Annotated in this window: 23 protein-coding genes and 1 pseudogene; 4 read left to right on the top strand and 20 right to left on the bottom strand. The window is 44.1% G+C overall.

Annotation, left to right across the window (positions count from 1 at the left end):
* Nucleotides 1–12: 12 nt before the first annotated feature.
* A pseudogene (locus MKY95_RS15285) lies at nucleotides 13–870 on the bottom strand (arginase family protein).
* A 105-nt stretch (nucleotides 871–975) separates the two neighbouring features.
* Here MKY95_RS15285 and MKY95_RS15280 point away from each other — a divergent pair.
* On the top strand, nucleotides 976–1344 hold the full coding sequence (locus tag MKY95_RS15280) for a helix-turn-helix domain-containing protein (RefSeq protein ID WP_127548799.1): 369 nt from the start codon (nucleotides 976–978) through the stop codon (nucleotides 1342–1344).
* Nucleotides 1345–1486: 142 nt separating this feature from the next.
* On the opposite strand, the gene MKY95_RS15275 is transcribed toward MKY95_RS15280, so the two are convergent.
* Nucleotides 1487–1957 (bottom strand): GNAT family N-acetyltransferase, encoded by a 471-nt coding sequence (locus tag MKY95_RS15275; RefSeq protein WP_074095010.1) that lies wholly within the window; start codon nucleotides 1955–1957, stop codon nucleotides 1487–1489.
* Nucleotides 1958–2175: 218 nt separating this feature from the next.
* Between MKY95_RS15275 and MKY95_RS15270 the strand changes: the two genes are divergently transcribed.
* On the top strand, nucleotides 2176–2841 hold the full coding sequence (locus tag MKY95_RS15270) for an MBL fold metallo-hydrolase (RefSeq protein WP_339199570.1): 666 nt from the start codon (nucleotides 2176–2178) through the stop codon (nucleotides 2839–2841).
* A gap of 91 nt (nucleotides 2842–2932) precedes the next feature.
* Here the strand turns inward: MKY95_RS15270 and MKY95_RS15265 are convergent, their stop codons facing one another.
* Nucleotides 2933–3562, bottom strand: coding sequence for a hypothetical protein (locus MKY95_RS15265; protein WP_339199567.1), 630 nt, complete (start codon nucleotides 3560–3562; stop codon nucleotides 2933–2935).
* The gene (locus MKY95_RS15260) at nucleotides 3555–3950 is read right to left on the bottom strand and encodes a DUF3888 domain-containing protein (RefSeq protein WP_339199564.1); all 396 of its coding nucleotides are present in this window, start codon (nucleotides 3948–3950) and stop codon (nucleotides 3555–3557) included. The genes MKY95_RS15265 and MKY95_RS15260 overlap by 8 nt, the downstream gene beginning before the upstream one ends.
* 267 nt (nucleotides 3951–4217) lie before the next feature.
* On the opposite strand from MKY95_RS15260, the gene metE reads away from it, so the two are divergent.
* Nucleotides 4218–6512, top strand: a complete 2295-nt coding sequence (metE, locus tag MKY95_RS15255) for a 5-methyltetrahydropteroyltriglutamate--homocysteine S-methyltransferase (protein WP_339199561.1) — start codon at nucleotides 4218–4220, stop codon at nucleotides 6510–6512.
* Between the two features lie 172 nt (nucleotides 6513–6684).
* Here metE and MKY95_RS15250 read toward each other — a convergent pair whose 3' ends face one another.
* From MKY95_RS15250 to MKY95_RS15220, 7 genes are all read right to left on the bottom strand, one after another.
* Nucleotides 6685–7227 carry a redoxin domain-containing protein gene (locus MKY95_RS15250; protein WP_339199558.1) on the bottom strand — a complete coding sequence of 181 codons (543 nt, stop codon included), beginning with the start codon at nucleotides 7225–7227 and terminating at the stop codon, nucleotides 6685–6687.
* Nucleotides 7228–7238: 11 nt separating this feature from the next.
* On the bottom strand, nucleotides 7239–7952 hold the full coding sequence (locus tag MKY95_RS15245) for an ABC transporter ATP-binding protein (RefSeq protein WP_076317938.1): 714 nt from the start codon (nucleotides 7950–7952) through the stop codon (nucleotides 7239–7241).
* Nucleotides 7945–8766, bottom strand: a complete 822-nt coding sequence (locus MKY95_RS15240; RefSeq protein ID WP_036608083.1) for an ABC transporter permease — start codon at nucleotides 8764–8766, stop codon at nucleotides 7945–7947. Before MKY95_RS15240 ends, MKY95_RS15245 begins: the two co-directional genes overlap by 8 nt.
* A 28-nt stretch (nucleotides 8767–8794) precedes the next feature.
* Nucleotides 8795–9361: a nitrous oxide reductase accessory protein NosL gene (locus MKY95_RS15235; protein WP_083669674.1), complete on the bottom strand. Its 567-nt coding sequence runs from the start codon at nucleotides 9359–9361 to the stop codon at nucleotides 8795–8797.
* Nucleotides 9358–10746, bottom strand: coding sequence for a NosD domain-containing protein (locus tag MKY95_RS15230; protein ID WP_256721218.1), 1389 nt, complete (start codon nucleotides 10744–10746; stop codon nucleotides 9358–9360). Before MKY95_RS15230 ends, MKY95_RS15235 begins: the two co-directional genes overlap by 4 nt.
* Nucleotides 10747–11064: 318 nt before the next feature.
* A complete protein-coding gene (gene bshB2, locus MKY95_RS15225) occupies nucleotides 11065–11739 on the bottom strand; it encodes a bacillithiol biosynthesis deacetylase BshB2 (RefSeq protein WP_074095002.1) in 675 nt (224 codons plus the stop codon).
* Between the two features lie 23 nt (nucleotides 11740–11762).
* Complete coding sequence (locus MKY95_RS15220) at nucleotides 11763–12107, bottom strand: YojF family protein (protein ID WP_017688572.1); 345 nt, start codon at nucleotides 12105–12107, stop codon at nucleotides 11763–11765.
* A gap of 267 nt (nucleotides 12108–12374) precedes the next feature.
* Here MKY95_RS15220 and MKY95_RS15215 point away from each other — a divergent pair, with 267 nt between their 5' ends.
* Nucleotides 12375–13160 carry a DUF817 domain-containing protein gene (locus MKY95_RS15215; protein WP_076317940.1) on the top strand — a complete coding sequence of 262 codons (786 nt, stop codon included), beginning with the start codon at nucleotides 12375–12377 and terminating at the stop codon, nucleotides 13158–13160.
* A gap of 93 nt (nucleotides 13161–13253) precedes the next feature.
* Here MKY95_RS15215 and MKY95_RS15210 read toward each other — a convergent pair whose 3' ends face one another.
* The 9 genes from MKY95_RS15210 to MKY95_RS15170 form a co-directional block, all read right to left on the bottom strand.
* Nucleotides 13254–13868 (bottom strand): hypothetical protein, encoded by a 615-nt coding sequence (locus MKY95_RS15210; protein ID WP_339199554.1) that lies wholly within the window; start codon nucleotides 13866–13868, stop codon nucleotides 13254–13256.
* Nucleotides 13869–14093: 225 nt separating this feature from the next.
* Nucleotides 14094–14984 (bottom strand): UDP-N-acetylmuramate dehydrogenase, encoded by an 891-nt coding sequence (gene murB / locus MKY95_RS15205; protein ID WP_076317942.1) that lies wholly within the window; start codon nucleotides 14982–14984, stop codon nucleotides 14094–14096.
* 203 nt (nucleotides 14985–15187) lie between these two features.
* Nucleotides 15188–16168 carry an SDR family NAD(P)-dependent oxidoreductase gene (locus MKY95_RS15200; protein WP_339199551.1) on the bottom strand — a complete coding sequence of 327 codons (981 nt, stop codon included), beginning with the start codon at nucleotides 16166–16168 and terminating at the stop codon, nucleotides 15188–15190.
* Between the two features lie 168 nt (nucleotides 16169–16336).
* Nucleotides 16337–16999, bottom strand: a complete 663-nt coding sequence (locus tag MKY95_RS15195) for a hypothetical protein (RefSeq protein ID WP_076317944.1) — start codon at nucleotides 16997–16999, stop codon at nucleotides 16337–16339.
* A gap of 351 nt (nucleotides 17000–17350) precedes the next feature.
* Nucleotides 17351–18754, bottom strand: a complete 1404-nt coding sequence (locus MKY95_RS15190; protein WP_076317945.1) for a PQQ-binding-like beta-propeller repeat protein — start codon at nucleotides 18752–18754, stop codon at nucleotides 17351–17353.
* A 195-nt stretch (nucleotides 18755–18949) separates the two neighbouring features.
* Nucleotides 18950–21001, bottom strand: coding sequence for a serine hydrolase domain-containing protein (locus MKY95_RS15185; protein WP_076317946.1), 2052 nt, complete (start codon nucleotides 20999–21001; stop codon nucleotides 18950–18952).
* A 110-nt stretch (nucleotides 21002–21111) separates the two neighbouring features.
* Nucleotides 21112–22410 carry a GHKL domain-containing protein gene (locus tag MKY95_RS15180; protein ID WP_338708773.1) on the bottom strand — a complete coding sequence of 433 codons (1299 nt, stop codon included), beginning with the start codon at nucleotides 22408–22410 and terminating at the stop codon, nucleotides 21112–21114.
* A 1-nt stretch (nucleotide 22411) separates the two neighbouring features.
* Nucleotides 22412–23152, bottom strand: coding sequence for a LytTR family DNA-binding domain-containing protein (locus tag MKY95_RS15175; RefSeq protein WP_339199544.1), 741 nt, complete (start codon nucleotides 23150–23152; stop codon nucleotides 22412–22414).
* 197 nt (nucleotides 23153–23349) lie between these two features.
* The gene (locus tag MKY95_RS15170) at nucleotides 23350–24114 is read right to left on the bottom strand and encodes a YheC/YheD family protein (protein WP_339199541.1); all 765 of its coding nucleotides are present in this window, start codon (nucleotides 24112–24114) and stop codon (nucleotides 23350–23352) included.
* Between the last annotated feature and the right edge of the window lie 35 nt (nucleotides 24115–24149).

Below are 24149 nucleotides of genomic sequence, written 5' to 3'. Positions count from 1 at the left end.
TTATTACCTATATCACTGGTTCAGGATAGGTATTTCTCCAAGCAAATTCTTCAAGTTAATGGCATCCCACGGCATATGCTCAGTTATTCCTAATCCAACTACATCTGTTTCTTCAGACAGTTCTTTGATCAGATGAAGCAAGTGAGGTAATTGCATGGTTCCCGCTGGTGAAAACTCATAAGGTTCTCCTGGCTTGGCGAATAACAATGAACGGAACATGTTGGGATCAAGCACATCCAGATCAAGATGAATTGCCAGGTGTTTGAACCCAGTCTCTTTAATCCACTTCTTAATCGAATCCATGCCATGGGTTAATTCTTCAGTTCCAGCCGTTCGGATACCCAATCTTTGAATTACTTCGGTTTCCTGTTCCGTGGGGGTTGTCAACCCGGCCATGAAGACATGTTCGGGCTTCAAGGGGACACTCACATGTTTAGCAAACTCCGGATCGCCTTCCCCAAGAAGGTTCCCAAGCGGTAAAGTATGACCGTTGTCATAGCCCTCGTATCTAACCAGATCACCATGTGCATCAATCCATATCAAACCAAGTTCTCCGCCATATCGTTCATTTAAATAAGCAAACGGGGCTTGTTCAACCAAACAGTCACCGCCAAACATGACAATGCGATCGGGCTGGTGAGCTTGAATAATATGCTAGGCAGCCTGCAATTGCTGAAGTAGCTGTGCTCTGCCTTTTATCCCGTTCTCGCTTACCAGAGATGTTCCATCATAAGCGTCAACAGGAACATGAATGAGAGGTTGATCATTGTCAGGTGCAAGCCATGCAAGCAGCTCCGCTCCAAATGAGTAGTTTGGATTATCTCCACCTTGCCATTGTGGCATAAGCAGACGTATTGTTTTTTGAGTCATCGTAAATCTCCTTTACTTCCAAGTAAGGTTAGTATAAACTGAGCCCAAACAAATAAATAGTACGGTCTTTTATGATAGGTACTACCCGGAAGGATAGTGTAAATGATGAGTATGGCTGAATACCACGGTAAAGTTAAAAACATTCAAGATACCCCTTTTGGATATACGTTGTCTGTTATTGGTGGTAAATGGAAAATGGTGATTTTGTATCTTCTGGCAGAAAACCCACCTGTCCGTTTCAATGAACTAAAAAGACAGATCGGCGCTATCACGTATAAAACGCTGAGTTCACAGCTCAAAGAATTGGAAGCAGATGGTATGGTCGAACGGAAAGAGTATCCTCAAGTCCCTCCTAAAGTCGAGTACCGTCTGACAGCCAAAGCTGAAACGTTATTGCCCGTTTTGGAAGGACTATGCGAATGGGGTGTCCAACATCAAGAACCTTTATTGATCAATAATAGCGCAACGGATTGAACGCTTTTGTCTATATTTTCAGATGAGATAATTGGAGTAAATGGAGTATGTTAAAATGCAAAAAGTCGCCAATCGGCGACTTTTTTACTTTTATCTTGTGTTCCTCTGTCCGTTCAGCAAATAAAAGCTGTAATTCGTAGAATTATACTTTTTCGTGTACCAGATCTTTCTGGTAGGCCAACACTCTGTCCCAATTGCCACTGAACACAGGAATTCGATAATACCCTACACGCTCATACAGCGCTGCTGCTTCTGGTTGCAAGGGACCTGTTTGCAGTTTCAGATTGGTATAACCAAGTTCGTTCGCAAGACGCTCTGCCTCTGCCAATATAGCCTGGGCAATCCCCTTACGGCGGTAACCACTGCGTGTATACATGCGTTTAACCTCTACAGATGTATCATCAAGGGGTCTAAGTGCTCCGCAACCAACCGGATACCCGTCGATCCTGGCAACGATAAAAGCCGCACGGGGCACCTCAACGTCTGACAGTTGAAATCCTGCAGTTCCATCACCACCATATAACAAACCGAGTTCTTCACTCAGTTCCTTGATCAATAACAGCGAATCCTCGCTCCGAATATCTTCAGCTGCTGCATGCACGATATGTGTCATCCTACATACCCCCTTTATCTTATTGGACTTATTGGTTTTAATGATATATCTAAATTATCATTCCCAACAGCAAGCGTCAATTCCCCCATTCATTGAATATTTCTATAAGTACACCCTATAAATACCCGAACGTATCTTATTGCCGTCTTTATTCGTTTACATAAGAAATATAAAGAGCAACGATGTATATGAATTTAGATTCTTGGAGGCCTGATATTATGGAAATTTCAAAGGGAATAGCGATGCTTCAGCTTGATTTTGAGGGGAATATAATTCACCCTGTTCTGATATGGGATGAAGAAATGGTTGTGTTAATTGATACAGGATTCCCTGGACAATATGACGATTTGCGTATTGCACTCGAAAAGATTGGTGTGCCGATCAGCCGACTTAAAGCAGTGATTTTGACGCATCAGGATGTGGACCATATCGGCTGTCTTCCCGAGATTTTGCAGGAGTGTGGCTCACAAGTTAAGATATATGCGCATGAGCTGGATAAGCCATATATTGAGGGACAGCTCCCTCTACTCAAAGACGGTCACCTTGAGCATCCTCCAATGGGCAAAGTAGATGAAATTGTAATCGATGGTCAGGAACTGCCGTTTTGCGGCGGAATTCGCGTTATTCATACACCTGGTCATACGCCAGGTCATATCAGTCTATATTTGATGGACAGCAAGACGCTCATCGCCGGAGATTCAATGTACAGTGTAGACGGCATGCTTGGAGGCATTCATGAACCAACTACACTGGATATCGAAACGGCTCGTTGCTCCTTGAAAAAGTATATGGAACTCGACATTTCATCTGTGATTTGTTACCACGGTGGACGAAGTGATATGAATGTAAATGAACAGATCTCAGAACTTACTCAAGGGTCATAAATAGTAAATTTGCTGATCCGCGAATGGTTACGGTCTAAACCCAGAAACCATTCTTAGTTTTAGCATAGTCTTCCTATTGTTTGGCATACTGCTAAATGGCTGTAGCCGCACGAATTCGCAGCTCTTCTTCTTCACTGTGTAACGCTTCTCTCAGCACCTGGAGAGCTGTCTGAATTGTGGCTTCATCTACCCCTGTTGAGAGAGAGTTGGTTGCTTCGGCTGTTATACTGACTGCAAGACCTCGATCCAGCTGTGCTTGTGATATGGGATACTCAAATTTCGCAAGAATGGCTGAATCATTTTGCAGTGCCTGCACTTTGCCATTCAGCTTAGCGAGAGGAATACGACCCAACCATGTAACTCCCCGACGGTGACAGATCAAGTCGTTTTCTGTGCCAGCGGAATCGTCGTAATAATAATCCCCGATATCCCCAACATACGTCCATTCATCATCGCTAATTAATACATAATCTCCATCCTGCATGAGGTTACCAAACATATGTAATGTCGCGAGTGTGCTCGCCAATTCTGCTTCATCCAAGGGATAGTGTTGAACCAACTGTTCCTTCCATAGCTCCGGGGGCGTTCGCTCGAGATCCCCTGTACCTGACCAAGCAATACCAATATAATTGTCTTCCAAAAAGGATGTTACTCTGTTGACTCCGTGCACGGTGGACTGGATGTGATACAGATTCATGCGTAGCGCCTTCCTTTCAATCATTCGTATGAACATAGTTCACCATTTTAACATTAGCGGGGTCTATTTCAAACGTAATGATCTCTTTCCCATATGGCGGGTTATGCGGACCATAGAACGTTCTGACTTCCAGAACCGTTCGAAAGTTATAACCACCTTGTGTGCGCCTTTTAAGTTCCAATATATGAATATCATATAGACCGTAGCTAGGGACCTGCTTATGATTTTCCTGATAATAGCTGGTAATCTCACGGGCAATGTATGGGTTGAGCATCGTAAGTGCTATTGCCTTATAGTCATGCTCCTGTCTGCTCTCAGGATCTGCATATGTAACATCTGTGTATAGGGAAACACTATTTATCATTAATGTTGCTGCAAGTATAAAGTGAAAAAGACGTTTCTGATTTCCCATACTCATCAACCTTTTTTAATTTATATTATTCCGAGTGAATGCAAAAGCATACAAAATATGATTATGATCTATTATTTATGCTTAGCTGAGTGGAAGGTTATTCTGTCATCGGAGTGGCAAGTGTAAATACTTGTTAGTTCAATTTATATAGCGTGCACCTTTTGATATAGCCCTAGGCTATAACTAGGTATAATTTAATGGAATTACATTATAACTCCGGATCTGTGATAAATTTTGTGTAACATAAAAGCAGAGGGGTTTTAAACGATGACAAAAAGTAGTGTATTGGGATATCCGCGTATTGGTGCTGATCGGGAATGGAAGAAAGCATTGGAAGCGTTCTGGGCAGGTAAGCTGGAGGAAACAGAATTTCATGCACGTTTGCAAGAGATCCGCATCGATCATTTGCGCAAGCAACAAGCAAAAGGCATCGACATCATTCCGGTGAATGACTTTAGCTATTATGATCATATCCTGGATACGGCTGTGATGTTTGGCATTATCCCTAAACGATTTGCTTATGATGGTGGCTCGGTTCCGTTGTCCGTATATTATGGCATTGCACGGGGAACGAAAGATGCCGCAGCAAGTGAAATGACAAAATGGTTCAACACGAACTATCACTACATTGTACCTGAACTGGACGGAGCTTCCCCAACTCTGACGGAGAACAAACCACTTCTCGCTTATCGTGAAGCAAAAGAAAAACTCGGCATTGAAGGCAAGCCGGTTATCGTTGGACCGTTAACCTTCCTAAAGCTCTCCAAAGGCTATGATAAATCCGAGACAGACGCTTGGTTGGACCGCTTGCTTCCACTTTACACTCAATTGCTTCAAGAACTTGCGAGCGAAGGCGTTCAGTGGGTGCAGGTCGACGAACCTATTCTGGTAACCAAATTAAGCGATGAAGACGTACAGCGTCTGAATAAAATATATGAAACATTTGCAGCAGCCGTTCCAGGCCTGAATATCATGCTGCAAACATACTTTGAATCTGTCGAAAACTACAACGACATTGTTGCACTGCCAGTTCAAGGTGTAGGACTTGATTTTGTACACGGACTCTCTGGTAACACACAATCTATTCGGACATCCGGTTTCCCGGCAGACAAAGTGCTCGGAGCAGGTATTATTGATGGACGTGGGATCTGGAAAGCTTCCCTTCAAGCAAAACTGAATTTGCTGAATGAATTGACTGAGTTCGTGACGCCTGAACGTATCATCGTGCAATCATCTTGCAGCCTGCTACACGTGCCAGTAACAACAGACCGTGAGGCAAAACTTACATCTGAACTGAAAAATGCTCTTGCATTTGCAGATGAAAAGCTGGAAGAGATTGTTCTTTTGACTACAGCCTTATCTTCACCAAGTGCAGAGATTACTGCCAAAATAGACGAAGCAGAGCTTCCTCTTCAAGCGCTTCAGCAATCCGAAGATCGAAACCGTACCGCTGTACAGAAAGCCGTTGCTTCCATCAGTGTTCAACAGCCGGAGCGCTCCCGTCCTTTTGCAGAGCGTCATGAAGCTCAACAGGCCAAATGGCAATTGCCACTCTTCCCGACAACAACGATTGGTAGTTTCCCACAATCTGCCGAAGTCAGAAAAGCACGTCAGTTGTGGCGCAAGGGTGAGTTGAACAACGAACAGTATGCTGCCTTCATCCGGGAGCAGATTGATATCTGGATTAAGATTCAGGAAGAGATCGGAATTGACGTATTGGTGCATGGTGAGTTTGAGCGTACCGACATGGTTGAATTCTTTGGCGAGAAACTGGCCGGCTTTGCCTTTACACAGTTTGGATGGGTACAATCATATGGTTCACGTTGCGTGAAGCCACCTATTATCTTCGGTGATGTTGCATTTACGGGTGAAATGACAGTGGAAGAAACGAAATATGCCCAATCGCAGACAGAGCGTCCTGTCAAAGGCATGCTGACTGGCCCGATTACCATCATGAACTGGTCATTCGTACGCGAAGACATTGCTCGTGAGCAGATTGCCTATCAATTGGCGTATGCTCTGAGACAGGAAGTCGAAGCACTTGAACAGGCAGGCATTGGTATGATCCAGGTTGACGAGCCGGCTGTTCGTGAAGGGCTTCCGCTGAAAGAAAATGAACAAGCCGATTACCTGGCTTGGGCAGTCAAAGCGTTCCGTATCTCCACGTGCACGGTGCATGAAACGACTCAAATCCATACGCATATGTGCTATTGCGAATTCCATGACATGATTGATTCCATTGAAGCTATGGATGCAGATGTTATCTCCATTGAGACATCCCGTAGTCACGGTGAACTGATTCATAGCTTTGAAGAAAATACGTATGAGCTCGGTATCGGTCTTGGCGTATATGATATCCATAGTCCACGTGTTCCAAGTGTGGATGAAATGAGCAGCATGATTGAACGTGCCCTGCGTGTTCTTGATCCGAAGTTGTTCTGGATTAACCCGGACTGCGGATTAAAAACCCGTGGACAGGAAGAAACGGTAGCTTCTCTGCGTAACATGGTTGACGCAACCAGAATCGCTCGTAACAATCACGCTTCAGCTGCTGTATTGTAATCGGCTGCGAAGCAGCATAACTTCAAAAGTAAAGCCGGACACCCCTTCGTTAAATGGGTGTCCGGCTTTTTATCTGGTTATTTTTTAGTTACTTTTAACGTAAATTCATTTCACTTGTAACATGGCAATCTCTGGCGTTCTTGCCCCTTTTCTCACCATCCAATGCTTACAACTAGATACTATCTTTCAGCCATTGCTGCAACGGTGTATCTTCGGTCAGTTCACCGAGCAGTATGTGACGGAACTCCCCATCCCTATCAATGACCATTGTTGCGGGCAAACCCGTTATACGATACATACCTGATATGTTGCCCGTCACGTCAATGATCACCGGGAAATCAAACGCCTGCTTATCCATAAACTCACGAATCGTGCCCTTCGATTCCCCCACGTTAACAAACAGGGTTTCCACGTCGTTCTGATAGTCCTGAGCAATCTGGTGAACGAGCGGCATCTCCCTTACACAGGGCGTGCACCATGAAGCCCAAAAGTTAATCATGACGGCTTTGCCCCGATAATCCGACAGCTTGACTTGTTCGCCTGCTGAATTAACCGCTGTAAACTCAGGAGCCACGGCACCAGCTTCAATGGCGTTACCTCGCTGAGATTCGGGTGTCGATACATTTGTGAAAATGGCCCATGCACCTGCTAACAATGCGACCACACCAATCAAAATTGTAAGTGTACGTCTGCTTTTAAAACTCTTCTTCTGCATTAAACTCACCTTCACTTTAAACCAAGACTTTGATGAAATGCTGCATGGAGCGAACCGAATTGATCACAAAAGTCGTGAGTAGAGCCCTCTCCAACATTTCGTCCATGGTTCATGAATATCACCTGATCTGCAATATCGTCTGCGATCTCCAGCTGATGGGTAGAGAAAACTACCATGTGACCATCCTGTTTGATTCCCTTGAGCAGCTGAGTTAATTCCTGCATCCAGAATGGGTCCAATCCATTCGTTGGCTCATCCATGATGAGCAGTGGAGGTTTCGACAGCACAGCCTGGGCGAATAACACACGTTGGCGCATGCCTTTGGAGAAGGTCGTAACCCGGTTTTTCTTTTGATCCTCCAAACCTACCATGGTCAGTACTTCCTGTACTCTCTCCTTGGGAACTTTCCTCAGAGAAGCCCAGAACAGAAGCATTTCCTCCGCACTCAGTCCTTGATTAAATTGATAATCGTCCGGCATATATCCAATCTGCTCTGAATAACGCTTGCGCTCCTTCAACCATCGAACATTGTTCACCGCAACATCACCGGAGGTAGGCCGAAGAATTCCTGCGATCATACGCAGCACCGTGCTCTTTCCTGCACCATTCCCTCCACAGAGGGCAAGCACTTGGCCTGAAGTAATGCGAAAGGAGATATCCTCAACAATTGGTTGCTTTTTAATGGATTTGCACAATCCCATCACTTCGAGTCCCACTTTATCCATGAGAACGCCCCCTCTCCCAGATCGCATATACCGCCAGGACAGAGAAGGCAATCCAGAATAGGCATATCCCGATGAAGATCCAACTGCCACTTGGTTGTTGCACCCACTCCACCCATCGATAATATTCTGGTCCAAGAATGGAACCGCCTCCCAGTTTGATGACTACAAACAATCGCACCAGCTCGGCCGGATTGATGAGCGTTAGTATAATCAGCAACGGTTTCACCCATAGATAAGGCATCAGTCCCAGAACAGAGAGCAATAACGTCGGCCATCCAATGACAGCGAAGAACCATACGGTAACGGATATGGTTAACGCCTGCCACCGATTGCGCGACAACGAACCGATAAATAGCGCCAACGTCAGGAATAACAACACCAGTCCACAAGAAAATGCCAGAAAGAGAAGATATGTCACGGCATCCAGTGGATTCCCGATTACTCCGCTAATAACCCCCATCAGGCCGTATCCAAACGCAACAATGGTAATTAAAACAATCGAGAGCCCAAGATACTTGCCCACAATAAAAGACATCGTGCCAATGGGATACGTGGACAGCAGTTGCCAGCTACCGTCTTCCTTTTCAGATGTTAGTGAGAAGGAACCGAGGAACAGCGTCATTAATGGTAAGAGGTAAAGAATGAGATTCAACATCGAACCTGTTGTGCCCGAGTATCCTTCAACCAGATTCTGCGAATTCAGAAGTAACAAGCTTAAGCTAAATGTGCAAAAAAGGATCAGAAACGAATACGCCCAAGGATTGCGAAATCCCATTTTCACTTCTCGTCTTGCAATCTGTATCATATCTGACATCATTGATCACCATTTTCTATTGTCATACTTAGTGGCCTGACTCTTCTTTCATCTCACCTTCCTGATGTATCTCATTACCGTCTCCTTCTTCACCATGCCCATGTTCACCCATCATGTCCATATTCTCTGTGTTCTGTTTCCAGTCATGAGAGGCAAGATCCTCAGCAGTCATAATGGTTCCTACACCTTGCTCTGCAATGAAAGCTTCAGCCGAGGGCTTGTCCTTAAAGTTAAGAATTCCATAGGCCATAGGCGTGCGCAATGAAGCATCGTATACATACGTGGCTTTGCTGTATTCAACCCATTCCTTGTCATTATAATCACGTACATAGTCCATGCCGATGTTATCTGTGCCATTTTCTGTTTTCCACTGGTTCATGCAGCCGATATCATCGAACTTGTAATTTTGGCCGTCTTTTGTAGTGAGCTGTGTTGCATATGCATCGTCCTTCACCTGCATTTTACAGATCGCACAGATATCCACGTCTTCATTGATCGGCAATGCCGCGTATTTTGTTCCGCAAGCGGTTAACAGCACCATGCCAAACATAAGTACCATGAGGAATGTCCATCTTCTGTTCAAGCTTTTGTTCATTTTCGTAATACCCCCATATAGATGATTATAAAAGTTGCCATACCCAACAGAATTAACCCGAACAACCACACCACATTGGAATCTGTAGCATTTTCTACTGACTTGTGCAGATCAGATTCCGTATCCATGCTCATTCGTGGAAATTTGTCGGTAGTCCATTGTTCTCTGCCTTCTGTAAACAACTCACTCAGAAAGACCATACCCGGTGATTGGAAAAAGAGCTGATACGCTGAATTTCGACTGACCAGTTGCTCATAAAAAGGATTGATGGCATAGGATATTTCACTGATCCCATCCCGATTCAGATCGAGCCCCTGAAAGGAGTCCCAGTAGTTCTCCATCAGGACATTATTCGGGCTATCCAGCGCCGAAGCTTCAATGACATTAGACACCAATTGGTTACGTGTAAACTCATTAGCTTCTGCCAGAACAAGCTGTATGCCAACAAAATTCCGAAGCACCGCATTGTCATGGATCTCATTGCCCGATGACTCTGCAATATTCATGCCGACACGATTACCCTCCACCACATTGTTGTGAATTGAGGATTGATGCACGTCATACAACAAAATCCCTTGAGAATGAACATTAGTACTCTGTTTGCGAAAAGAATTGCCCGATATGACCGTATTCTTGACGCCCATAATCATGGCACCTGTCATGTTCTCCTCTCCGGTATTGTCCATGACAGAAGAGCCGTCAATGTACATACAGTGGATGCCGTACCTTGTATGTAACAGCCTGTTATTTTGCACGATAGACTTGCGACTGTTCTCCAGATAGATTCCATCCCTCATGCCGGTGATCTCATTGGCTTCAATGAAGCTATCATGGGAGTTGTACAGATCAATGCCATTGCCCTTCTGGCCACTGGAAGCAGAATCAGACCCGGCCCACGTAATGTTGTTCCGCTGAATCGTTGCCTGACTCGAATTCCGGATGATCATCCCATACCCCTGGGTCTGAATATGCAGATCCGTGATTTCACTGTTTTTCCCTTCAACCTGAATCGCTGCAGTCTGTTCATTCGTATCATGTTCAATTGTAAAACCGCTCAGTTTCACCCCATCCGACCGAATCATTATCGTAGAGGTGGCTTCCGCATTAACAACTATGACCGTAGGATCACCCTGAATGGTGATGTTTTTGTCAATCGTCACGGGTCCAGAATAACGACCTGATGCAAGTTCAATGACTTCTCCAGGTGCAGTGCGGTCAATCATAGGCTGAAGGGGAATGAGATCACGATGTCCGGAAGAGGCCATGACTGCACCGTGCGGAAGGGATAGCAGGAGCATCATCATTCCGATTAGAAAAATTAAACCTGTAACCCGACTCTTCTTACAACTGTTGAATGCACTCAAGCCTGCCCAAGGATTACTCATGATTCAAACCGCGCAATTCCGGCTTCTTGTTACAGTTGCTTATTGCTGTGGCAATGTATTCAACGGGTCTTACGTTAATCCAAAATATACGTTGGTTGTACACACCATCCCTCCATTCCACTTAAAATCAACTCTCCATGTTCCTCATCCATTGAAGCAAAGTAATAAATGAAGCGTTATCACAATCCTGATCATAGTGTACTTAAAATGATATTTATTCCATATAGCTCAATTAGGCTATAGACGCTACATTTTTGTGTCGATATTGTGATGTAAATCAAAAAAAGCCGCCATATAGGCGACTTCTTAAGTAATATATTATTCAAATGGATAGGTCCAAAATGTTTCTCTGCCAAAACGTTTCTTGATTTCTTCATTATTCAGCTCACGATTTCCTACAAGCTCTGCTGCCTGGAATTGTGAACGATGGGCACGAATGGACGCCATTTTTCGATCCAAAAATTCGGATACGTCAACAAATACATCCGGTTTGCCAATGTACTGTTCCTGATTATTAGCGAACGCAACGCAATGAACAATCGGACGTTCATCCACAGGAAGTTTAGCGATTGTACGTATAACAGCGGCTCCCGTTGCATCATGATCGGGATGAACACTGTACCCCGGATAGAACGTAATGACCAGCGTGGGGTTCAACTCTTTAAGTAGCGACATGATGGTATCTTCCAGTAACTGTGGGTCTTCGAACTCCAGCATTTTATCGTGGAAACCCAGCATTCTCAGGTCCTGAATACCAATCGCTTCAGAAGCTTCGATGAGTTCCTGTTTACGGATGCCAGGCAACGTCACTCGGTTGGCAAATGGAGGAATCCCCATATTGCGCCCCATCTCGCCAAGTGTTAGACAAGCATAGGTTACATGGGCACCGCCATCTATGTATTTGGCTAACGTTCCCGATACAGAGAAAGCTTCATCATCTGGATGTGGATATACCACCAAGATGCGCTCATGCTCGTTGTGTGTAGTATTCATGGTTATTCAATCCTCCGCTTTCATCAGAACATCTCTCGGCTTAATTGTAACGCCACAACTAGTTTACCTTGGCTGTCGTGACCGGCGAGAATCAGTCTTTCTTGTTCCTGCTCATCAATATGTGTAAGTCCTTCGGCGTAAAGCCATCCCTGCGTTGTTTTCAGACCAACACGGTATGGACCTGTACCTGAAATGGACCCCTGCGTATATCGTATGGCCGCATTAGTAATGAATGCCGATGCTGGATGTTTTGTACTGTCCATGTGTTGTGCGTAAGCACCTGACGTAAGTTCTAGATGTACGTATAAGTCCTGATCAGCAAGATTATTGATCCGGAGCTGAATGTCTTGAGGTTTAATCGGTTGCATAGCGGCCTCCTTATCTAATGTAATTGTACAAATTTCATTTTAACATAACCACAAGAGAATATACATGGAGTGACCCTGTCGACCTCACATAGAGCCCTCTCATGATGATTCCAGTTTGAAAACAAGAACAGATTTGCGTGGTTTTTTCTCTTTTTATTCATGGATCATATCTATATTATGAAGTGTAGGCAAAAACGCCCGTGATGAAGAACCTTAAATTTTAAATGAATCTTGCTCCAACATGTTTGGAAAGGAGTTTAACTCGACTTGAAATCTCTAATACAACTACTTCATTTTGGCTATCATCAGGCCATGAGCTGCATATTTCCCGTAGCGATCTTTGGAACACTGGCACTGTCCAGCGTAATTCCTATTCCTTACCTTCATCGATATGATGCCATTCTGCTCGTATTGCTTGCTGTGCAGTACCTAATGTATCGAAGCGGCTTGGAAACCAAGGATGAAATCAAGGTCATCTGTGTATTTCACATTATTGGCCTGGTGCTAGAAATCTATAAAGTATGGATGGGATCATGGTCATACCCTGAGCAAGCATACAGCAAAATCCTGGGTGTCCCTCTTTATAGCGGATTCATGTATGCAAGTGTAGCCAGTTTTATGTGTCAAGTGTGGCGAAGACTGCGAATGGACATGACCGGATGGCCTGGTTTTGCACCTTCGATGCTGCTGGGAGCAGCTATCTATATTAACTTTTTCACTCATCATTTTATGCCCGATTTTCGCTGGTGGCTGACGGCGCTTGTATTTATTGTCTTCTGGAAAACCTGGATTATTTACCGGGTACGAGCAACGACCTATCGAATGCCCTTATCGCTTGCATTTATCATCGTTGGTTTCTTCATTTGGACTGCTGAGAACATCGCTACATTTTTCAATGCCTGGAAGTATCCTGATCAACATGATGCCTGGCAACTGGTTAGCTTTAGCAAAATTAGTTCGTGGTTCCTGCTGGTCATCATCAGTGTCATCATCGTTGCGCAACTCAAATATGTGAAGGCCAATCGAACCGCAGATGATCCAAAGTCCAGGTAACTATTTATTCTCTAACCGTAAAACAGCAACAATCTTAGACTCGTACCTAAAGTCTTCGAATGCCGCTGTTTTTTACTGGAGTTCTATTTGAGATTATTCAATAAATAATGAGCCAAAGCCATCTGCCTCTTCAATGTCTTTGTTGATTAAGAGGCTCTCCTTTTCATCATATGCTTTGATTGTATAAGGAGGAGTAGCTGATGAAGGCAGGAATGCATACCAGATTTGTTGGTTCTCACCTGCCTCAACCAGCTTCGCATCGAAAGTTTCGGGCTTTCCATTTTCTTTGATTTCAACAGTTACACGTCTGATAGTGGAGTCTATAATGTCACCAAATAACATCGGTAACGGGGCCGAGACTTTTTCTAATTTCGGTATGCTCATATAATTCAACGCAAACTTGGATTCAACTGATTCATTAATGGAATATCCTCCACCCCATACCCATTTCCATCCGAAAATGTTCTTGCGGGTATACTCCATCTGAAGATTACTGTTGTTTTCCCGACCCTTTTTGTGCGTGAACAAAATCATGCCCCCGTCCACAGCCTCCTGATGAATGAATTGGGAGGTATAAGATTCACCTCTAAATTCTTGAACGGCCCTTTGAGGACTGTTCGCTATAGGAATATGTATAGGTTCATTCAATCCCCAAACTTTGGATATCCGTTGATCGGCTAGCCCGCCAGCTCGTTCATTCATATACATATATGCCAAGATTGACAGGGGCGATAGTAAAATTACCATTGCAGTGATTAGCAGAATTCTCCTGTTACGCTTGATTATCTCCATGTACACTCCTTATGATAACGATGAAATATTAAATACAATCACTCTGATATTACCATAATTAGCATATTAGTTCTTGTTTAAGTATAATTCGGACAATCAAAAAAGGCCGCCATTGGCGACCTTTCAAGTCATTCATTGAAGCTATTCTCCCAGAAAGATTACTTCGGTTTCCAATTCAACTTGGAACGTATCATATACTTTCTTCTGAATAAATTGGATCAGATCCATATAATCCTGGGCAGTAGCGTGATCCACATTTACGATAAAACCTGCATGCTTCATGGAGATTTCAGCACCTCCGATGCGAGTGCCCTGCAAGTTACAATCCTGAATCAGTTTACCGGCAAAATGTCCCTCGGGTCGTTTAAATACACTTCCACAAGAGGGGAATTCAAGCGGCTGCTTGGATTCTCTCAGGAACGTTAATTCCTTCATTTTGCTTGCAATATCTTCCTTGTTGCCTTTTTTGAGCCCGAATTCGGCCTCCAGTATGATATAGTGATCCATCTTGAAGAGACTATTTCGATAACCAAACTTCATCTCTTCTCGCGGGATCTTCAACACTGCGCCGTCTTTGGTGATCACAGTTGCACGTTCAACAACATCGGCGATCTGACCGCCATAAGCACCCGCATTCATGTAAAGTGCACCCCCCGTGCTGCCGGGAATACCACAAGCAAACTCCAAACCGGTCAAGCTATGCTCCAAAGCAAGTCTGGATACATCAATGATATCAACGCCGCTTTGCGCAATCATGCTGTCCTCATTCACTTTAATTTGATCGAAGTGGCTAAGAGAAATCGTTACTCCCCGGATGCCCCCGTCTTTAATAATGACGTTTGAGCCTTTTCCAATGACCGTCAGAGGTAACTGATGTAAGTTGGCAATTTCCACGATTTTAGTGATTTCGTCTATCGTTGTTGGATGGATGAGAATATCTGCGTTGCCACCTATTTTAATAAACGTGTGATTTTTTAGTGGTTCATTGAATTTCACTTTTTCCAAAGGTATCTGATGCTCAAAAATATTCATGATTTTCTCTCCCTGAATTCATAAAGAAATGATTGCACCATCGCGAAAATGAGATGCTCCTTCTTTATTATATGCTAAATAGGAGATTTTGTTTGAAATTATGTTGTTTTCATTATAATTAATCACATTCTCTTTAGATTTTGAACTTTTCCGTGAGTTCCTGCATGGAAGCGAGCTGTTGCTCTGTTGCCACAACTACATGATTATGAGAGTTCTATGTCTGTTTGAGTCAGCTTGGCTGATAGCTCCCATAAACGAATAGCTTGCTCAGGGTCGATGGCATACTTCTTGACCCCATAGAAACCTCCATCCTCTGGAGCCAATTCACTGATGTCACAATCCTCGCAGTAGACACCGCCTTTTCCCTCAAGCTGAGGTGAAGTTGCTGCCCAGACTTGCGTCGCTGCCCCCTGCCCAGGTGTTTTGAACGCAGGATTGGCCACTTGTCCAGATTCATCAATCCAGCCTAGAGCAATCATTTCCTCTTGTGGCATATGACGCTGTAGTGGTGTCATAATTCCGCCAGGATGAACTGAGAAAGCCCGTACGCCGTGCTCTGTACCTCGACGATCCAGCTCAACGCTGAATAAAATCGTTGCTGTTTTGGACTGTCCATAGGCAGTGAATTTCTCATAGCCATGTTCAAATTGGATGTCATCCCAACGAATCGATGAGAAATGATGTCCCGCTGATGCCAAGGAAACAACACGTGCTCCCCCCTGACTTGCAAGTGCTGGCCATAACAGATTAGTCAGGGCAAAGTGGCCCAGATGATTGGTTGCAAATTGAGCTTCCCAGCCATGACCAACCCGCGTCTCCGGGCAAGCCATGATGCCCGCATTAAGAATCAGCATGTCAATGTCCCGATCACTCGCCAGAAACCGCTCCGCAAAAGCACGAACGCTGGATAAATCAGCGAGGTCCAATTCATCTATTTCAACACCTTCCAGACCCGAAAGTGCTTCCTTCGCAACCGCTGGACGACGTGCAGTCACCACTACACGGGCTCCCGCATTAACAAGCGCACGTGTCGTCTCCAACCCCAGGCCGGAATATCCACCCGTTACAATAGCAAGCTGTCCGGACAGGTCCAGATCCCTCAATACATCCTCCGCTGTACTATTATGGTTGAAGCCAGAGTCCATTTTATGTTGTAAAGTTCTAGTATTATTTTCCTGTGTCATTCTGTTCATCTCCTTAGTAATATTTCTACTTCTTCAAAGTCTACACCCTAGAGCGTACTCTAAGTCAAATGGAAGTGAATACATCACCTGCAACTTCTCCGTGCAATCTGTAAACGTAAAAAAGCCGCCAGTTGGCGACTTTCGTTGAAATGATTATAGTCATCCACGTTACGAATCACCCTGAACGGTGGATAACGAAACAAGGACCGGACTGGCGAAATCAGAGGCCTCTTCTCCTTTTGGATTATGAAGACGGAATAGAAATGCTTCCTCTTCTTCTGATTTCCAGACCATATAATCGCTAATGCCTTCTTCACCAGAGGCCTGAAGATAGAGCTCGGCATAACCAAGTGGGTGTTCTACCAGCTCTCCACTATAATCAGATACCTTACCGGCTTTTTCTAATTCTTCTTTACCCGCTGTCTCCAGTTCTGCCAGATTATAATCCGAAGGCAGTGGTTCAATATCCACATAATAGTCAGCGTTACTAGTCAGTGACAGACGGCCTTGAGCAGCATCAAATGTGAATTTCTCGAATACGTACAAGGAAAATCCTTCTCCTTGTTGCAAGGTCGCCTCTAGTGATTGATTGCCATCTGCGGTCAACATTTCAAAACTTGCGGTCTGTGGACGCTCCGTTTCATTTGCTTCTTCTGTTCCACCTGTTTCAGTTGGTTGTTCATTTTCTGTTGAAGGTGCTGGAGCAGGTTCACCTACTGGCATTGATGGTTGAGGGCTAGGCAAAGGTTCATTACTACCAGAGCAAGCTACAAGTGTTAGAACTATAACGATTAACGAGATACTCATCATAATAGAACGTGGTTGAAACATCAGGTTCATTCCTCCCTGTCTATATTCTGCGCTTACATGTTATTACCCATGGCTGAGACTCGGAATCCATAGGTCCAACCTATGAGTTTATCCATAATCAGTATTTCCCTAGGGTCAGGGAAGAACCCTCGATACGGACATCTCGGCATCGATTGAAAGACGCAAGGTGGATATCAATGCCACGCTGGAGGATCAATTGGTGTGGTTGGAGGAAGCGGGGTTTCGCGTGGCAGATTGCATGTACAAATACTTGGACTTTGCAGTGTTTTATGCGCAAAAATAAAAAAAGACCGGATTATGGGCAGCTATGCCGTAATCCAGTCTTCTCACATATTTTTCATCTTAAATCACTTATTTCAGCGATGCTGGCAGCTTAACGCCGAGAAGTTTGCCTTCGGTTTGGATGATGATCATTCCGTTTGTCTTTAACGTCGTGTTATGCAGATCTCCACCGGTGGAGACGCGGAAGACCGACTGACCCGACATCATGTTGAGGACAAGCAGGGTGCCGTTACGTTGCGCTCGATACATGCCTTTACCGTAAACATCGATCTGAGAAACGGGAGCATCACCATGCCACTGAACCTCCTGACCATTAGCCAGCTTGATGCCTGTAAGTTCTCCCGTGTTTCCGTTTTTGAAGATCAACCTTTCCTGTGTAACGCCAAGCCATACCATATTTTCGCCGTAAGGACGGTGAAAAGTTCGAAGTGGCGCGGGACCCGGCTTGGTTGAGGTCAACGAATACTCCGCTATCTTATCCCCTTGTAGAATGTATAGTTTGTCTTTATTGGAAAATATCCCTCCATACCCATTCACATACGGTGGATCCCCCGGCATGGTCCACTTATACTCCTGACTTCCTTTCAACACACCGGTCTTCAAGTTGTACGCATTCACTTTCCATTTGCGTTCTGGTGAAGACTCGTCATTTTCCAACATCGAAGAATAGTAGTCCGCTGAGTATACAAGACCGTCTTTGATCTGAATAGCTTCCCCCTGACCAAAATGACCCCATATCTTCTTGCCCGTTTTCTTGTCATATGCATTAAGCTGTAAGGATGTAAGTGCCCCTTGGACAAAAAAGGTTCTCAGCACCACACCATTAGATTCTCTCAGATACTCAGTACCATTACCTTCACCTAATGGTTCATCTGCTTCCCAGCGCAGTTTGCCTGACTGGATATCCAGTGCAAACGTTGTACTCCCCTTAATCACGTAGAGGGTATCCACCGTTGGAATCAGAGCTTCCGTACGGTTATACGTATCAATCCAGGTGGATGTACCTGACTGCCATTTTGCTTTGCCTGTCTTCGCATTCAAGGCATATGGCTTGTGATCAATGGTCAGTCCGTAGAGAATCCCGCTTTGATAGGTAATATAAGGAGTCAGTTCTTTGCCGTAAGTCCACAACCGTTTACCTGTTGTCGCATCAAGTGCAATCAGCTTCGATCCAGCAAACGTGAATACTTTTCCTTCTTCTGCGATCGCATTAACTCCAACATAAGTCTCGTTCATATTCAGATAGTTATCTACTTTCGCTGTCCAAGAAGGTTTCAGTTCAGGTACAGTGATTCGTTGATACGAATACCAGTTACGGATGGATACATCCGATGCTTCAGCATGTGCCTGCGATGGCAACACGCCGATAACGCCGTGAACCATCAACATTCCGGCAGTAATGCCTGCAATGATGGGTCTTCCTGCTCTTCTTTTCCATTCCTTATTCATTTGACGTTTATGTATATTGACCATGGTAAATGAATTCCTCCTGTTATTAAAATCCTGAGATATAACTACATAAACATAACGTGTGATGGGTCCAAATAGTTACCGTATTGTTAAATTATTCAAAGAAAATATCAAAAAAGCCGCCACCAGGCGACTTCTTGATAACTGTATTTTTTCGGTGATAAGTTGCGAACGTGACTCATTAATGAAGTTTCTGCTTTACTTTAGTTGGATCTGGAATATATCACCGGAGTCCCCACCAAAAACGATAAAACCACTTTTCGGGAGTTTCGTCGATTCATGATTGGTTGCTACAGAGAAGTCAACCATTTCCCCTTTATCAGTATACACTGCATAACCTCCGGTCTTCGGAGAATCCACCGTGATGGATTTGTTACCCGATCGGGCATCGATCGCATACCACCGGGCTTGACCGTTTGCCGGAATAGTCGTAATTCCTTTTTTTCCACCAAAGATTGGAGTAATCGCCTCCTCAGCAATGTATTCCTGCCCATCCTGGAGCAAAATCTCGGCGCCATTCTTTGTGTAAAATTGCAGATCAAACGCGTCTCTTCCGTTCATTACAGGAATCTCGGCGATATTCTCTGCGTTGTTTGCATCCATGATTTGCGTACCATTGGCGTAACCATGTTCGGCGTCAACAGACAGGTTCTTGATCAGCATCGATGGAAGCAGATAAAAGATCGATGTTATTTTTTCATCCAACGCGTAATATTTCGAGCCGTCACGAGCTGTCCATTTCTCTTTTGTTGCTGCGTCAAGCGCATTATGATCCAGTTTTTGATAATCATACGTGTTCATTACCGTTTGGCCTATGCCGGGTAACGTAATCATACCCTGAACTTTAACATATACCTTGTCATTACGTTCCTTCACAAAACTAGCTTTCACACTGCCATCCGCACTTGTAAAATGTTTGTCGCCTGTGTACACATATTTCTGCTCTGGAATAATTCCACCCAACAAGGCTGGCAGTTGCATCTCACCATCCTTAATCGTTATATCCAATGTCTCTCCTACCGTACCATAGAGACCGGAGTACGCGCTTAATTCTGTTGGCATCTTCACTTTGTCGGGTGACGAGAAGGTCTGATCGGGTTTAACCTTGTCGATGATGCCTTGATCCGCCAGAACTTCCAGCAGCACTTTGCTGGCAAACATCTGATTGTAGATGGAAGATCCGCCAGATGATAGAACCGCCATTGAAATATCATGTTCGGGTATAGTGATTAACACGGCGTGGTACAACATGGTATCCCCGCCTTTGGCAAGCGCGGTAACCCCATAATCGCTGAAAGGTGCAAGGTCAACCGAATCCCATCCCAAGCCATAATTGATCGTATTTTGCTCATCAGATACCCATATGCCCTTACGATATTCATGAGATTGCATGGCCTTCACAGCAGATTCGGACAGAATATCCGGTCTGTTCCCCATTAAAACCTCTCCGAATTGACTCAATTCTTCTGCTGTAGAGTACACTCCGCCTGTGCCGATAATGTTTGCATTTTCGGTAGGCATCTTCATCTCAAGTGTAGGCCAATAGGTTTCGGATAATTGCGCTCTGTCAAAGGAATCTAGTGGTGTCTTCGTTGATTCCAACTTCAACGGCTCGCTGATGAACTTGGCGATATATTCGCTGTAGCTTAATCCACTCACCCGTTCAACCAGGATTTCAAGCAATTGAAAACCGTCATTGGCGTAGACGGAGTATGCGCCAGGTTTGGATTTCAGTTTTTCGGACTGAAGTTTGAGCAATAACTCATCATGATTGCGGGTGTCATTATCTTCAAACAACATGCTGTTTCCATAATGTGTACCGTAAAGACCGGATGAATGATTCATCAACATGCGCGGTGTGATTTGAGTATAGCGCGCATCTGCCATTTTAAAGTCCTTGATATACGAAGTAAGTGGCTCATCCAGATCTATTTTACCGGAATCAACCAGCTTCATGGCGGCTGTCGTAACAACCATTTTGCTAACCGAGCCTATGCCATACATGCTATCCTTGTCTATTGGCTTCTGTGATGCCTTATCGTGCAGTCCGACACTATCTGATAAAATATATTCCCCTTCATCCATGATCGCATATTGCACACTGGTGACACCGTAGTTTTGCACCATCTCCTTGGCGATCTGCTCCGCCCGTGCCTCAATCGTACCGCTGTTATTCTCCTCTGCTCTGACATCTGCCAGCGGTGTAATTACAAGCACCGCTGTACATAAAAGACTAATTAGTTTCTTCATCCTATGTCCTCCCTCAAATGTTCTTATGAATGAATTCATCATATCCGGGAAGAGACTGATCAAACGAAAACGGACCCTGAATGGAAAAAAACAACCCCTGAACGGCAGGTTCAGGGGTTGTCGGTGTGGAACGGAAGCACGACCATGTTGTTAAATTTCCGATGCTGATGCTCAATACTCATATGTCCACCATATTTCTCGCACATTCGCGATATATTGGTTAGACCGATCCCATGGTACTCCGGATTGGGCTTGTCACTTTTCAAGTCAACGATTGGTTGCTCCACATGATTCATAATCTGGATGACCAGTGTAGATGATGTGGAGTGAATGGCAATGAGGATGTATCGATCCTCGGCCTGTCTAACTTTCTTGGAGGCCTCAATTGCGTTATCAAGCATGTTACCAAGCACTACACACAGATCATATCGATCGATCTGGATATGTTGCGAGTGGAGCTGGACTTTGGTGTCGATTTTGATCCCGTTTGCCTGCCCCATAGCCAAGGTATTTGTAACGAGTGCATCAATGACCAGATTACCGGAGTTCACCCGCTGGTACGCACCTTCAATGGTATTTAATGTTGACTTGATATGGTCACCTGCCGCTGCCAGTTCGTTACGCTGGATACATTCATCAATATACAGAAATTGCTGATTGATATCATGGATGATGGATTTAATGTTTTTGAAACTGTGAACGGTCTTCTCATAGTTGGCATCCTGGTAGTCCATCTGACGCTGTAACTGGGTATTTTCATGCGCAAGCTGTACCTTTTCCACCATATTATCGAATACATAAACAATGAACACGTTGAGAAATAGAGAGCCTAGTACGGAAAAGACGTAGAATATGTTTTTTTCACTATATATGGAGGCCACATTGATCTGATAGATCGTAATAATGGGTACGATAAGAAACAGCAAATAATAACGATAATGCACGGCAAAACTTCTGCGTTTAGCCACTAAACGTACAATTTGAATAACAATAAACATGATACTGCAACCAACCAGCATTACCTTGGAAAGAATCCAGTGGTTTTCTCCGTTGAACTGTTCCCATGAAATGAATTCTGTGGATTCCAAGACTCCGAGAATATATACAGCTATCGTATTTGCCATTGTAATCAGAACCGCATACAGGATGGTAAAAACAAGCTTGATTTTGAACTCCACTTCATAGGACTGTGCCAGACTGAAGATTAACAGCAGAGCAACAGCAGTAGAAACGATATCAGAGAAGGAAGAGACCAAATAAAAATAACCCAACATGACAAATACCATGAAATAGATCGCTCTGCGCGGCTTACGCCTGGACTTGCCCAACACAGAATCAAAATAAAAATTCGCCTGAAATGCCATAAGTAAGGTCACAAAGATGATGGAAAAGATCATATAGGTACCCATATCATTGAATCCTCATGATCATATATTTGGTGTAGGCATCCTTGATTTCTTTGACCTTGGATCGACCTATGGGCAGTTCCGTTCCATTCAACATAATGACTTGGGTACCGGAAAACTTCTGAACATGCATCAGATTGATGATAATCGAGCGATGGATCTGCAAGAAACCATGGTCTTTCAAACCGGTAGCATAACTGGATAAAATGCCTTTGGTCTCATGTACATTTTCCTGTGTCACAAAATTCAACTTGTTCTTAATCGTTAAACTTTTGACGACCTCAATCCAGAGAATATCATCATATTTCAGCAGCAATTCATCATAGTCTGATTTGATTAGTACATACTTTTTGTCCAATGCCTGAAAATATTGACACAGCTTAATCATCTTTTCCTCGAAAACTTGCGGCTGGATTGGCTTGATCAGATATTGAAAGGTGATGACATCAAAGCTCTCCACCATATATTCCGGGTAACTGGTCAGAAACATAATCTGTACATCCAGAAACTTCAGGTTCCTGATCTCTTTAGCGGTCTGAATCCCGTTCATTCCGCCCATCTCCACATCCAAGATAAGAATATTGAATGTGTCCCCAACCTCTCTGTAGTGCGAGAGCAGTTGTTCACCAGATGTGAATAGGCTAATTTGAAAATCAAAATTGGTTTTTAGAGATAAGGAGACCAGCATCGTTTTCACACGTTCTCGTTGCTGCTCCTCATCATCACAGATTGCAATATTGAACATGGGGGAACATCCGCCTTTCATCGACATCGACTCTGAATTTCACTCTCGAATATACTATTTTAGCATAGGTTTCGGAGTCGAATGGGGATGAAATGCATTATTCCGACCCTAAAACGCAGATCAACAAAAAAAGTCGCCACATTGGCGACTCTTGAGCTTGTAACCTTCTCCAGCATTCCTATGAAAAGTCCAGTCTGTTATTTTGTTTTTTTGGGGAAAGCATGGCGGTAATATCGTATTACCTTGCGATACATCGTCTTGTCCTTTAATTGATTGAATATAAATGGGTCAGGTTTGACATTTACCTCAATAATCCAGGGTTTCAGACTGTGGTCAAGGCCGATATCTACACCGATTTGCTTTAGATACGGATACTTTTTTTTCATATGACGAGCTATGCGCAGGCTAAGCTCATTCATCTCCTGAACCAGTTCATTCCTGCGTTTTGTGGATGCATGCGATTGTAGTAGCTTGTGAATATCCATCGGTGTACCACCACTATGATAATTGGTTACGATTTTCTTAGGATGACCCAGTCGACCGATGATTCCGGTAGCTTCCCAATGTTTGGTCGGGCTTAGCTGTATCATGACACGGATGTCAAAACGTCTGTTATTGTGCTTAAGCAGATGGATTCCTCTCTGAATCAGATAACTTCTTTTATTCACCAGACGAGTCAGACTGTTATAAAACGATTCAAAGCTGTCAAACGTCAGACGTTTTTGCTCGATCTGATAGACAAAATGTTGCTGACTTTCCATCTCCGCCTTAATAACACCCATCCCGAAAGTACCTCTCTCGGGTTTGACATAGACCATCCCATATTTGCTGATCATGGATTTCAGATTCGTTTTGTTATATTTCTGTGTGTCGGGGATAAACGGTTTAATTAATTCATTATTTATGATCAATTTTGTTTTTAACCACTTGCTTCTTAACGGCTGCAACTTATCAACTCCCATGTCGTAAACTCTCCCTTCAGCAACCGCATCAAAGC

This window comes from Paenibacillus sp. FSL P4-0176 (genome assembly GCF_037975265.1).
Taxonomy (GTDB): Bacteria; Bacillota; Bacilli; order Paenibacillales; family Paenibacillaceae; genus Paenibacillus; species Paenibacillus amylolyticus.
The sequence above is the reverse complement of the archived record's forward strand: the minus strand, read 5'-3'. Positions and strand labels throughout refer to the sequence as shown.